The following is a 13,240-nucleotide window of genomic DNA, read 5'->3' as shown; positions in this document are numbered from 1 at the left end:
GTGTTTTCAGCGCCAGTGTTTTCAGCGCCGGTGTCATCAGGGGTTGCACCGTCAGCAGCGAGGCTCATTTCTCCATCCATTCGCCGGCGGCGGCGAGGGTGATCGCTTCGCCGACGAGCACGATTGACCCGGTGACGAGCACGGCGCGCCTGGGCGCCTCGGCGGCCCACTCGCGGGCGCTGTCGAGGGCCGCGGCCACATCGTCGAAGCGAAAAATGGCTTGGTGGTTGGTCCACTCGGCGATGTTGTCGGCGAGGTCGTCCACGCGCACGGCACGTTCGGAGTGCGGCTCGGTCACGTAGAACCGGTCGACCTGGGTCGTGAGGGCCGAGACGATGCCCTGCGCGTCCTTATCAGCGAGGATTCCGATGACCACGGCGATTTCAGTGAAGTCGAAGTAAGCCTCGAGCGCGGCGGCGAGGGCCGTGGCGCCGTGCGGGTTGTGCGCGGCGTCCACGAGAACGGTCGGTTCGATGCCGACGAGCTGCAGGCGACCGGGCGAGGTTGTGGTGCCGAGGCCTTCGGCGAGGAGGTCACCGACCAGCGCCTGGCTGCCCGCACCGAGGAACGATTCGACGGCGGCAATGGCGACCGCGGCATTGTGGGCCTGGTGGGTGCCGTAGAGCGGCAGGAACAGCTCGTTGTAGGTGCCGGCGAGACCGCGCACCGAGATGACCTGGCCGCCGACGGCGACGGTGCTCGAGAGCAGTTCGAAGCCCTCGTTCTCGCGCGCGAGGGTGGACTCGCTCAGTTCGGCGGCACGATCGAGTTCAGCCTGAACCTCAGGGCTCTGGGCTGCAGAGACGACGGATGCCGCCGGCTTGATGATGCCGCTCTTGGTGCGCGCAATTTCGGCGACGGTATTGCCGAGGCGCTGCGTGTGGTCGAGCGCGATCGGCGTGAACACGGCAACCTGCCCGTCGGCGACGTTGGTGGAATCCCACTCGCCGCCCATACCGACCTCGACCACGGCAACATCGACCGGCGCGTCGGCGAAGCACGCGAAGGCGAGCACGGTGAGCGCTTCGAAGAAGGTCAGCGGCACGTCGCCGGCTGCTTCGAGTTCGGTGTCGACGAGCTGCAGGTAGGGCTGGATGTCGGCCCAGTTGGCGGCGAGGATCTGGTCGCTGATCGGCTCGCCGTCAATGACGATGCGCTCGTTCAATCGCACCAGGTGCGGGCTGGTCAGCAGGCCGGTGCGCAACCCGTAGGCCCGCACGATGCTCTCCACCATGCGGCTCGTGCTGGTCTTGCCGTTGGTGCCGGTCAGGTGAATGATCGGATACGAGTTCTGCGGGTCACCGAGAAAGTCGAGGGCGCGGCGGGTCGGCGCGAGGCGCGGTTGCGGCTGAGCCTCCCCCACCCGCTGCATCAGCTCGGCGAAGACGGCATCGCCGGCCTCGCGGAAAGCGTCCAGCGGGGCCGGCTGGTTCATCGGCTCCTCGTCGTCGCCGCGCCCGGTGATGTTCTTCCAGTCGGCGCTGTCGGCGTCGTTATTCTGTGCTTCGGGGGTGTCGTTCTCAGACAAGGATGGCTCCGTTCACGCGTGCGACGGCCACGATGACGGCGCCCAGATTGACATAGTGGTCGGCTTCGAACCGCACGTAGTGTTCGACGGGAGCGCCGACTCGGGCTTCCAACCACTCCGACGGCAACTCGGCATAAAATTCCCCGGTCGACGGGCGGTGGGTGGAAAAGTTCGTGGCGAGGGTTTCGGCGGCCACATCGACCCCGCCGGCGAGGTCGAAAGAGTCGGCATCCGCTTCGTTCTGAAACACCACATCGAGACGGATGCGGTCGCTCACGTGAAAACCGGCCGACTTGCGGGTGTCCTGTACGGCCCGAATGAGGTCGCGGGCGAAGCCCTCGGCCTCGAGCTCGGGCGTGGTGCGCGTCGCGAGAAGCGCGAAACCGCCGCCGGGCAGTAGGGCGAGCGCTGCGGCCCCGTCTTCGACCGAGCTGTTCGCCTCGAGGGTCAGCTCGTACTCGTTCGGCTCAAGCGCGATCCCGCCCGCCGTGACACGGCCGTCGGTCTCGCTCCAGTCGCCGACACGAGCGGCTTTGATGACCTGCTGTACCTGCTTGCCGAGACGCGGTCCGGCGGCGCGGGCGTTGACGACGAGCTTGCTCGTGACCCCGTAGGCGGCGGCGCTGTCATCTTCGAGCTCGATCAGGGTGACCGTTTTCACGTTGAGTTCGTCGCGCAAAATGCCGACAAACGCGTCAAGTTCGGCGGTGTTGCCCGTAACGACGGTGAGGTTGGTCAGCGGAAGGCGCACCCGCAGGCCGGCCTGCTTGCGGAGCGACAGCACGGTGGAGCTGATCAGGCGCACTTGGTCCATCGCGGTGACGAGTACCTCGTCGGCGGGAAACAGGGTGGCATCGGGCCAGTCTTCGAGGTGCACGCTGCGGCCGCCGGTGAGGCCCTGCCAGATGCGCTCGGTGACAAGCGGCAGCAGCGGAGCGGTGACCCGGCAGACGGTTTCAAGAACGGTGTAGAGGGTGTCGAAGGCTTCGTGGGCGGTGGCTCCGTCGGCAGCGCCACCCCAGAACCGGTCGCGGGACCGGCGCACATACCAGTTGGTGAGTACGTCGGCGAAGTCACGCAGGCGCGCGGCGGCGACCGTGCTGTCAAGGGCTTCGAGGTCGGCCGTGACGCCGACGATCAGGTCGCGGGTCTTGGCGAGCAGGTAGAGGTCGAGCACGTCGGTGGAATCGGTGCGCCAGGTGGCGTCGTAGCCCGCGCTACTTTCACCGTTCGGCCCAGACGCGTTCGCGTAGAGCGAGAAGAAATACCAGGTGCTCCATAGCGGCAGCATGACCTGGCGGGCGCCCTCACGAATGCCCTCCTCCGTGACGACGAGGTTGCCGCCGCGCAGCACCGGCGAGCTCATCAAAAACCAGCGCATGGCGTCGGCGCCGTCGCGGTCGAAGACCTCGCTGACGTCGGGGTAGTTGCGCAGCGACTTGCTCATCTTCTGGCCGTCGTTACCGAGCACGATGCCGTGGCTGACCACGTTCTTGAAAGCCGGCCGGTCGAACAGGGCGGTGGAGAGCACGTGCAGCAGGTAGAACCAGCCACGGGTCTGCCCGATGTACTCGACGATGAAGTCGGCCGGGTTATGCGCTTCGAACCATTCCCGGTTTTCGAAGGGATAGTGCACCTGGGCGAACGGCATCGAGCCGGAGTCGAACCAGACGTCGAGCACGTCGGTGATGCGGCGCATCGTCGACTGGCCGGTGGGGTCGTCGGGGTTGGGGCGGGTGAGCTCGTCGATGAAGGGGCGGTGCAGGTCGGTGGGGCGCACGCCGAAGTCGGCCTCGATCTCGTCGAGCGAGCCGTAGACATCCGTTCGGGGATAGTCGGCGTTGTCGCTCTTCCAGACCGGGATGGGCGAGCCCCAGTAGCGGTTGCGGCTGATCGACCAGTCGCGGGCGTTGCCGATCCACTTACCGAACTGGCCGTCTTTCACGTTTTCGGGAACCCAGTTCACCTCCTGGTTGAGCTCGACCATCCGCGGGCGAAATTCGGTGACGCGCACGAACCAGCTCGAGACGGCTTTATAGATGAGCGGGTTGCGGCAGCGCCAGCAGTGCGGGTAGGAGTGCTCGTAGCTGGCCTGGCGGATGAGGCGGCCGTTGGCTTTCAGCAGCGCGGTGAGCGGCTTGTTGGCCTCGCTCCAGAGCTGGCCGGCCACTTCGGGAATGTCGCTGAGAAACTTTCCGCCATCGTCGAGCGAGAGGATGACGGGGATTCCGGCGGCCTCCCCGATCTTCTGGTCCTCCTCGCCGTAGGCGGGAGCCTGGTGCACGATGCCGGTACCGTCGCTCGTGGTGACGTAGTCGGCCACAAGGATGCGCCAGGCGTTCTGGGTGCCCCAGACCGATTCGTCGGCGTAGTAATCGAACAGGCGGTCGTAGCTGACGCCCTCCAACTCGCTGCCGAGCACGGTGCGGGAAACGGATGCGGTGGCGTCGGCCGCCGCGTCATAGCCCAGATCCGTGGCATAGTTGCCGACCAGGTCGATTGCGATGAGGTATTCCGCGCCAAGCACCTCGGCGGAGACGTCGGCCCCTTCCCTGAGTACCTCGGCATCGGGCGTGCCGTTCGGCCCGGCCGGCACGACGGCGTAGACGATTTCAGGGCCCACGGCGAGTGCGAAGTTCGTCGGAAGGGTCCACGGGGTCGTGGTCCAGGCCAGGGCGCGCACCGCGGTGAGACCGAGCGCTTCGGCCTTGGCACCGATCAGCGGAAAGGTGACCGTGACGGTCTGGTCCTGGCGCATCTTGTAGACGTCGTCGTCCATACGTAGTTCATGGTTGGAGAGCGGGGTCTGGTCGCGCCAGCAGTACGGCAGCACCCGGTACCCCTCATACGCGAGGCCCTTGGTGTGCAGCTGCTTGAACGCCCAGATCACCGATTCCATGAAGGTGATGTCGAGGGTCTTGTAGTCGTTCTCGAAGTCAACCCAGCGGGCCTGGCGGGTGACGTACTCTTCCCAGTCCTTGGTGTACTCGAGCACCGACTCGCGGGCGACGGCGTTGAACGCGGCCAGGCCCATCTCTTCGATCTGGCTCTTGTCGGTGATGCCGAGCTTGCGCTCCGCTTCGAGCTCGGCGGGCAGGCCGTGGGTGTCCCAGCCGAAACGGCGGTGCACCTGCTTGCCGCGCATGGTCTGAAAGCGCGGGAACAGGTCTTTGGCGTAGCCGGTGAGCAGGTGGCCGTAGTGCGGAAGGCCATTGGCGAAGGGCGGCCCGTCGTAGAAAGTCCACTCCTCGGCACCGTCGCGCGAGTCGATTGAGGCCTGGAAGGTTTCATCACTCTTCCAGAACGCGAGCACCTCGGCTTCGAGGTCGGGAAAGTTCGGGGACGGCACGATGGCCGCGCCGGTCGTGGTCTCGTCACCATTCGGGGCGTTACGGCTCTTGGGGTACAAAATGCTTCTCCTACCGGGACGGGTCACTGGGGCCCTGCTCCACGAGGACGAACGATTCTGTCGAAATCGCCGCGGTACCACCTCGCTTGCCACCCGTGGTTTCGACACGCTCAACCCACGACCGACCGCTTATTCACAGGCTGTAACGGGCCCGACTCGTTCGGTTCTACTGGAATGTCCACCCGAGGGTGGGCATCCGTTCTTCCGAAGACTTCCCGGTGATGGCCGGGTCACTGTCATTCGCGTTAATCGTACCGGATGAACAACCCGAACTCATCTGTTCTGAGCTACGCGGTGCTCACCTATCGAATGCCGGCCGGTCCTGTCACTGCCATCGATGAGCCGGGATACCGCCTGTCCCCCATTCGCCCGACGTGGCCTAACGTTGAGGAGTGCCCCGCACCGAACCCCTGTGACCAAATGCCCGGCGTGCACCCGCCGGGGAAAGAGAATCCTTATGCCCCTTCGGCACCCCGCCCGTACCCGCCGCCTTCTCGCCACCACCGCCGGCATCGTGGCCCTTGGCCTGTTCGTGGCCGGCTGCACCGCGACCGGCTCAGACAAACCCGTCGGTGAACCGATCAGCGGCGGCACGCTCACCTACGCCTCGGGCGACGCCGAACCGAGCTGCCTCGACCCGCACGTCGGCGGAAACTTTCCCCAGGCCCTGATCAGTGCGCAGTATTTGGAGTCGCTCGTCTCCCGCGATACCGACGGGCAGATCATCCCCTGGCTGGCCGAGTCGTGGACGGCGAGCGAGGACGGCCTGACCTGGGATTTCACCCTGCGTGACGACGTGACCTTCACCGACGGCACGGTTTTCGACGCCGCCGCTGTGCAGGCCAACGTTGCACACGTACAGGACCCGACGACACTGTCGTCAACCGGGTATCTCGCCCTCGGCAAGGTCACCGGCACCGAGGCGGTCTCCCCCACCGTCGTGCGCTTCACCCTCAGCGCGCCCGACAGCGCCCTGCTGGAGTCGCTGTCCCAGCCCTGGCTCGCGATCGAATCACCGACGGCGCTCGAACGCAGCCAGGACGAGAACTGTGCCGCCCCGGTCGGCACCGGCCCGTTCATCGTGGAAAGCTGGGTGAAGCAGAATGCGATCACCCTCGTGCGCAATGACGACTACGTCTCCCCGCCAGCGGATGCCGGCCACTCCGGCCCTGCCTACCTCGACAAGGTCATCTGGCGCTTCATCCCGGACTCGGCCTCCCGCTACGCGGCCGTGCAGTCCGGCGAGGTCGACGTGATTGACAATGCCCAGCCCGACACCATCGTGCAAGCCAAACAGAGCGATTCCCTCGAGCATCTCGATTCACCGCGCCCGGGGGCCTCCAACCGCATTGAACTGAACTCGGGCCGGGCCCCCTTCAACGATGTGCGCGTTCGTGAGGCATTCATGCGCTCCGCCAACGTCGACGACGCCGTGTCGAGCCTGTTCCTGGGCACCGCTACCCGGTCGTACTCGGCGTTGTCGAGTGTGGAAGCCACCGCCGTCTCGAATGCCGCACTGTTCGACTACGACCCTGCTGCCGCCGCGAAACTCCTCGATGCGGCCGGCTGGTCCGAAACGGATGCCGACGGCTACCGCGTCAAAGATGGCGTGCGCTTGACGGTGGAGTTTCCGGTGAGCACCAACCAGTCCATCCCGGCCGAGCAGAGTGTGTTCGAGCAGATTCAGGCCACGGCGAAGGAGACCGGCTTCGACGTGAAACTTCGCCCCCTGGACCTCTCCAGCTGGTACGCCGCCCTCGCCGCCAACGACTACGACGCGGTGAGCGCGCCGTACACCAAGGTCGGCCCGGACGTGCTGCGCATTCTGTACCACTCCGCCAGCATCGTGCCGGCGCCGAGCGGGTACTTCGCCAATCTCGCGCAGGTCAACGACCCCGCAATCGATGAGCTGCTCACGACGGCGGCCCGCGCAACGGATCCCGCCGCGCGCGCGTCCCTCTATTCCGACGCCCAGAACCGCATCCTGGAGGGCTTTTATATCCTGCCGCTCTATGACCAGCAGAACCACTACCTGCTGCGCAGCGACGTGGTGGGCCTGCGCACCCTGCCGACCGTGGCCGTGCCCACGCTGTACGACGCGTGGCTGAACCGGTAGGTCCCCGCGGGGCCACGCTGCGGGTGGTCCTGCGGGTGCTCGGCCGACTCGCTGCCCGCTTGGGTGGCGCGGTCTTTGTGCTGTGGGCGGTGGCCTCCGTGACCTTCTTTGCGGTGCGGCTCATTCCGGGCGACCCCGCCCAGGCGGTGCTCGGCGGCCCCGGATCGCAGGCCTCGCCCGAAGCCCTCGCGGCGGTGAGCTCCGAGTACGGCTTCGACCAGCCCGTGATCGTGCAGTACCTCACCCAACTCGGTCGACTCTCCACCGGTGACCTCGGCAGGTCTTACGCACTCAACATGGATGTCGGCCCGCTCGTGCTCAGCCAGCTCGGCAGCACCGTGCTGCTGGCCGTTCTCGCCCTCACCCTGGCCTGGCTGCTCGCCCTGGCTCTCGCCACCTGGTCGACCCGCGGCGGCACGATCGCTTTTCGGGTGGGGTCGAGCCTCGAAATCGTCGCGGCAGCGCTACCGCATTTCTGGCTCGCGACCTCACTGATCGTCGTGTTCAGTATCTGGCTGGGCGTGTTGCCACCGATCAGCACCAGCGGCGTCGCCGGACTGGTGCTGCCGGTGCTCACCCTGGCTGTTCCCCTCGCCGGCTTTCTGGGCCAGATCATGCGTGAATCGCTGCAGGTCGCCTTGGAAAGTCCGTTCGTGCTGTCGGCCCGCGCCCGCGGCGAGAGTGAGCGTGGAGTGCGCTGGGTCCACGCGCTGCGCCACGCCTCGCTGCCCGCGATCAGCCTATCGGGGTGGGCTTTCGGCTCGCTGATCAGCGGTGCGGTCGTCGTCGAGACCATTTTCGCTCGTCCCGGCCTCGGCCGCACCCTGCTCAATGCGGTCACCCTGCGCGACGTTCCGGTGGTGATCGGCGTCGTGATGATCGTCGCGGTCACCTACATTCTGATGACGCTGCTGACGGATGCCGCCAGTCGCCTGGTCGATCCCCGATTGCGTCTCCTGTGAGCGACCTCGAGGTACAGGCCGAGCTTGCGGCCCACTCCAGCCAGTCACGGCAAGCCGGCCCGGCGCGGCGCCTCGGCGTGGCCGAAGGAGCAGCCGGCGTGTTCGCCCTGTTCCTGCTGGTTGCAGCGGTCGCGCCTACGCTTCTCGCCCCGGGCGATCCCCTCCACATCGACCCGCTCTCAGCGTTTCAGTCGCCGAATTTCGCACACGGCTTTGGCACCGACGAATCGGGCCGGGACATTTACACTCGGGTCGTGCACGGCACCCAGTATTCGCTCGTCATCGGCGCCACCGCCACGGTGATCGGGTTGGGGCTCGGCATCGTGCTGGGCACCCTCGCCGGAATGCTCGGCCGCGTCGTCGACTTCACCGTGAACCGGTTTCTCGAGGTGTTGTTCGCCTTTCCCGGGCTGCTACTGGCACTGCTGTTCATCGTCATCTTCGGACCCGGCGTAGCGACCGCCACGATCGCCGTTGGGCTGTCGACGGCGCCCGGCTACGCCCGCATCATTCGCGCCCAGCTCCGTACCGTGCGCTCGGCCGCGTTTGTCGAGGCGGCGACCGTGCTCGGCCGCACCCGATGGCAGGTTCTGCTGCGGCACATTCTGCCGAACACCCTCGCGCCCCTGTTCGTGCTCGCGACCCTCGGCATCGGCCAGGCCATCGTCTGGGCGGCAACGCTCAGCTACCTCGGCCTCGGCGCCGAACCGCCAACCGCGGAGTGGGGCGCCATGCTCTCGGCCGGGCGCACGTACATCACCTCGGCCTGGTGGATGAGCTTCTTTCCCGGCCTGTTCATCGTGCTGACCGCCGTGACCGCCACGGTGCTAGGCCGCAGCATCGACCGTCGAATGAGGCACGCATGAGTGAGGTAGCGCTGACCGTGCGCAATCTGCGAGTCGTGTTCGGCGCGGCCGAACCCGTCGTTCACGGTGTGTCCTTCGACATCGCCCCGGGCGAGTGCCTCGCCATTGTCGGCGAATCCGGCTCGGGCAAGAGCGTGACCGCGCGCAGCCTGCTCGGGCTCGCCGGGGCGAACGCCCACGTCACCGCCGACCGTCTCGAGCTCGGCGGGCGCAGCGTGCTGGGCCTGACCGACCGCGCCTGGCGGGCTCGGCGCGGCAAGGACGTCGGCCTCGTGCTGCAGGATGCCCTGGTCTCGCTCGATCCGCTGCGACCGATCGGTCGGGAAATCGCCGACTCGCTGCGCCTGCACACCACCCTCGGTGCCGCAGCGCGGGTACGGCGGGTGCTCGAGCTGATCGAGGCCGTCGGGCTTCCTGACCCCGAATTGCAGGTGCGCAAACTTTCCGGGCAGCTCTCCGGCGGCGAACGCCAGCGGGCGCTCATTGCCGCAGCGATCGCAGTGGAGGCGCCGCTGCTCATCGCCGACGAACCGACGACGGCCCTCGACGTGACCGTGCAGGCGCAGATTCTGGGGTTGCTCGAGCAGATCGCCCTGGCGGGCACCGCGATACTGCTGATCAGTCACGACCTCGCCGTGGTGAGCCGCATCGCGCACCGGGTAGCGGTGATGCACGACGGCCGGCTCGTGGAGACCGGCGGCACCGCACAGGTTCTGGGGTCACCCCGGCAGGAGCAGACCCGGCGAATGGTGGCGGCGATCCCGACCGACAAGCCGCGCGGCACCCGGCTGTCTCTCACGGCCCGCCCGGCCGATGCCCCCGGCACGACCTGCGCTTTGTCCACACCGTTTCCCCGCGAGAGCACCGTCGTGCTCGAAGCCATCGGCCTGTCGAAGAGTTTTCGTCGCCCGGACGGCAGCCGACAGCTCGCCGTCGACGACGTCTCGTTCGCGCTACACCGTGGCAGCACCCTCGGAATCGTCGGCGAGTCCGGCTCCGGCAAGACCACGACCGCGCGCCTCCTGCTCGCGCTCCTGGCACCTGAGCACGGCGAGGTACAGGTGCGCGGCCAGCCGTGGAGCGCGGCCGGCGAGAAAACCCGGCGCGGGCTGCGGGCATCCGTTGGGGCCATTTATCAGGATGCCCTCGGCTCGTTCGATCCACGCTGGAACGTCGCCGAGATCCTCACCGACGCGCTGGGCTTGCGGCATGAGCGCCGCGCGCCGCAGACGACGGCGCGGCTCACCACCCTGCTCGACGAAGTGGGCCTCGCCGCTTCCGCTCTGCCCCGACGCCCGCTCGAGCTTTCCGGCGGGCAGCGGCAGCGGGTCGGCATCGCCCGGGCGCTGGCTGCCCGACCCGAGATTCTCATCTGCGACGAACCCGTCTCCTCCCTCGACGTGAGTGTGCAGGCCCAGGTACTCGATCTGCTCGACGACGTGCAGCGGGAGCACGCTCTGAGTCTGGTCTTCATCTCGCACGACCTCGGTGTCGTGGCGCATGTCAGCGACCAGATCGCTGTCATGCGGGCGGGACGCATCGTGGAGAGCGGGCCGGCGAGGCGTGTGTTCGCCGCGCCACAGCATCCGTATACCGCGCAGTTACTCGCCGCCGTGCCCCGCCTGCCAGCCTGAACCGGGTGCATTCGAGCGCCCGGGGAAGCCCCTATTCTGGGAAGAAGGCCCGATCGGGTAGATTGAATGGGCGCACTCAGGCACCTCACCATCGACACGGTGCCGAACATAACGAACCGGAGAGTCATGACCCACGCCGACCGCGTCCCCGAGAAGCCTGCCCTTGAGGGGCTTGAAGCCAAATGGGAGACCCGCTGGGAAAACGACGGCACCTACCGTTTCGCTCGCGAGAACGCCACCCGGGAGATGATCTACTCGATCGACACTCCCCCGCCGACCGCGTCGGGCTCGCTGCACATCGGCCACGTGTTCTCATACACGCACACCGACGTCGTCGCCCGTTTTCAGCGCATGCGCGGCAAGAACGTGTTCTACCCGATGGGTTGGGACGACAACGGGCTGCCCACCGAGCGTCGCGTGCAGAACTACTACGGCGTGCGATGCGACCCCTCCTTCGGCTACACCGAGAATTTCGTTCCACCGTTCGAAGGCGGCGACGGTAAGAGCTCGAAGGCCGCCGACCAGCTGCCGATCAGCCGCCGCAACTTCATCGAACTGTGCGAAACCCTCACCAAAGAAGATGAGAAGCAGTTCGAAGCGCTCTGGCGCACCCTCGGCCTGAGCGTCGACTGGACCCAGACCTACCGCACCATCGGCCAGGAGGCGCTGTTCACTTCGCAGCTGGCCTTTCTCGGCAACGTCGAACGCGGCGAGGCCTACCAGGCCATGGCGCCCACCCTGTGGGACGTCACCTTTCGCACTGCGGTGGCGCAGGCCGAGCTCGAAGACAAGGACATGCCCGCCGCGTACCATCGGGTGTCGTTCCGAAAAGCCGACGGCAGCACGATTGAGATCGAGACGACCCGCCCCGAACTGCTACCGGCCTGCGTGGCGCTCGTCGCGCATCCCGACGACGAACGATACAAGCACCTGTTCGGCACCACGGTGACGACCCCGGTGTTCGGTGTCGAGGTTCCCGTGCTCGCCCACCACCTTGCCCAGAAGGACAAGGGCTCAGGGATCGCCATGATCTGCACCTTCGGCGATGTGACCGACGTCGTCTGGTGGCGCGAACTCGACCTGCCCAACCGCGCCATCATGGGTTTCGACGGCCGCATCATCGCCGAGGCTCCTGAAGCGATCACGTCCGAAACCGGCCGTGCCGCCTACGCGCAGCTCGCCGGCAAGACCGTCTTCTCCGCCAAGCAGGCCGTCGTGGAGCTGATCCGGGCCAGCGGCGACCTGATCGGCGACCCCAAGCCGATTGTGCACGCGGTCAAGTTCTTCGAAAAGGGCGACAAGCCGCTCGAAATCGTCTCCACCCGGCAGTGGTATATCCGCAACGGGGCCCGCGACGAGAAGCTGCGCGCTCGATTGCTCGAGCACGGCACCGAGCTCGCCTGGCACCCCGAATTCATGAAGGTGCGCTACGAGAACTGGGTCAACGGTCTCACCGGCGACTGGCTCGTCTCCCGCCAGCGCTTCTTCGGCGTGCCGCTGCCGGTCTGGTACCCGCTCGACGCTGACGCCAACCCGGTGTTCGACCAGCCGATTGTCGCTACCCGCGACCTGCTACCGGTTGACCCCTCCTCGGATGCCGCACCCGGCTATACCGAGAGCCAGCGCGGACAGGCCGACGGCTTCATCGGTGAGGTCGACGTCATGGACACCTGGGCCACCTCCTCGCTCACCCCGCAGCTTGCCGGCGGCTGGGAGCGCGACCCGGAACTGTTCAACCTGGTCTTTCCGTACTCGCTGCGCCCGCAGGGCCAGGACATCATTCGCACCTGGTTGTTCTCCACCCTGCTGCGCGCGGAGCAGCAGCACGGCACGTCGCCGTGGCAGCACGCCGCGCTCAGCGGCTTCATCGTGGACCCGGACCGCAAGAAGATGTCGAAGTCGAAGGGCAACGTGGTCACCCCGGCCGACATGCTGGAACTGCACGGTTCCGACGCGGTGCGCTACTGGGCGGCATCCTCTCGCCTGGGCACCGACGCGGCCTTCGACCCGAAGAATCCGACGCAGATCAAGATCGGCCGTCGCCTCGCCATCAAGATTCTCAATGCGAGCAAGTTCGTCTCCATGTCGCAGGGCAGCCGTGACGCCCCGATCACCGAACCGGTCGATCAGAGCATGCTGGCCGGCCTCACCGCGGTCGTCGCCCAGGCCACGACCGCTTTCGAGAACTATGACCACGCTCGCGCGCTTGAGACCACCGAAAGCTTCTTCTGGACCTTCTGTGATGACTACCTCGAGCTGGTGAAGGAGCGCGCCTACGGCGAGCCCGGTCCGGAGCAGGCCTCGGCCGTCGCCGCGCTGCGCACCGCACTGGCCACCCTGCTGCGCCTGTTCGCGCCATTCGTTCCGTTCGCCACCGAAGAAGCCTGGTCTTGGTCCAACGACGGCTCGGTGCACACCGCGCCGTGGCCGGTCGCCGCCGATCTGCTCGGGAGCGACGAGGTGGCCGCCGGCAACATCGCCCTGCTCGATCTGGCCAGTCGCGCGCTGACCGGCATCCGTCGTGCTAAAACGGATGCGAAGGCGTCGCAGAAATCAGAAGTGGATTCCGCTGTAATATGCGGTGCACCCGCTGAGATCGCACTACTTACCCTGGCCGCCGCCGATCTCAAAGCGGTTGGTCGGATTCAAGAATTGACCTTTGTCGACGGCAGCGAACTCGCTGTGACCGACATCGTGTTCGCCACCGTGTTGGAAAGTTAGGAGA

At 66.7% G+C, this 13,240-nt stretch carries 7 protein-coding genes; 5 read left to right on the top strand and 2 right to left on the bottom strand.

What is annotated here, in order from left to right; genetic code table 11:
• Positions 1-64: 64 nt before the first annotated feature.
• Entirely contained in the window at positions 65-1,435 is a 1,371-nt protein-coding gene (locus LH475_RS07935) for a folylpolyglutamate synthase/dihydrofolate synthase family protein (RefSeq protein WP_297413297.1), read from the bottom strand.
• Positions 1,436-1,520: 85 nt separating this feature from the next.
• The gene (ileS, locus tag LH475_RS07930) at positions 1,521-4,937 is read right to left on the bottom strand and encodes an isoleucine--tRNA ligase (protein ID WP_297413292.1); all 3,417 of its coding nucleotides are present in this window, start codon (positions 4,935-4,937) and stop codon (positions 1,521-1,523) included.
• Positions 4,938-5,394: 457 nt separating this feature from the next.
• Here ileS and LH475_RS07925 point away from each other — a divergent pair, with 457 nt between their 5' ends.
• From LH475_RS07925 to valS, 5 genes are all read left to right on the top strand, one after another.
• The gene (locus LH475_RS07925) at positions 5,395-7,053 is read left to right on the top strand and encodes an ABC transporter substrate-binding protein (RefSeq protein WP_196843953.1); all 1,659 of its coding nucleotides are present in this window, start codon (positions 5,395-5,397) and stop codon (positions 7,051-7,053) included.
• Positions 7,038-8,015, top strand: a complete 978-nt coding sequence (locus LH475_RS07920) for an ABC transporter permease (protein ID WP_297413289.1) — start codon at positions 7,038-7,040, stop codon at positions 8,013-8,015. Before LH475_RS07925 ends, LH475_RS07920 begins: the two co-directional genes overlap by 16 nt.
• 77 nt (positions 8,016-8,092) lie before the next feature.
• Complete coding sequence (locus LH475_RS07915; protein WP_196844013.1) at positions 8,093-8,881, top strand: ABC transporter permease; 789 nt, start codon at positions 8,093-8,095, stop codon at positions 8,879-8,881.
• Complete coding sequence (locus LH475_RS07910; protein WP_297413287.1) at positions 8,878-10,515, top strand: ABC transporter ATP-binding protein; 1,638 nt, start codon at positions 8,878-8,880, stop codon at positions 10,513-10,515. Before LH475_RS07915 ends, LH475_RS07910 begins: the two co-directional genes overlap by 4 nt.
• A gap of 126 nt (positions 10,516-10,641) precedes the next feature.
• On the top strand, positions 10,642-13,236 hold the full coding sequence (valS, locus tag LH475_RS07905; RefSeq protein ID WP_196844014.1) for a valine--tRNA ligase: 2,595 nt from the start codon (positions 10,642-10,644) through the stop codon (positions 13,234-13,236).
• The last annotated feature ends 4 nt before the right edge of the window (positions 13,237-13,240 follow it).

The sequence above is a fragment of the Cryobacterium sp. genome (assembly GCF_026786305.1).
Taxonomy (GTDB): domain Bacteria; phylum Actinomycetota; class Actinomycetes; order Actinomycetales; family Microbacteriaceae; genus Cryobacterium.
Note: the sequence above shows the minus strand (reverse complement) of the source record. Positions and strands in the feature narration are given on the sequence as shown.

Bases quoted from the DNA above. Each gene is read 5' to 3' on its own strand.
- valS (WP_196844014.1), top strand. From the start codon at position 10,642: ATGACCCACGCCGACCGCGTCCCCGAGAAGCCTGCCCTTGAGGGGCTT.
- LH475_RS07925 (WP_196843953.1), top strand. From the start codon at position 5,395: ATGCCCCTTCGGCACCCCGCCCGTACCCGCCGCCTTCTCGCCACCACC.
- LH475_RS07935 (WP_297413297.1), bottom strand. From the start codon at position 1,435: ATGAACCAGCCGGCCCCGCTGGACGCTTTCCGCGAGGCCGGCGATGCC.
- LH475_RS07910 (WP_297413287.1), top strand. From the start codon at position 8,878: ATGAGTGAGGTAGCGCTGACCGTGCGCAATCTGCGAGTCGTGTTCGGC.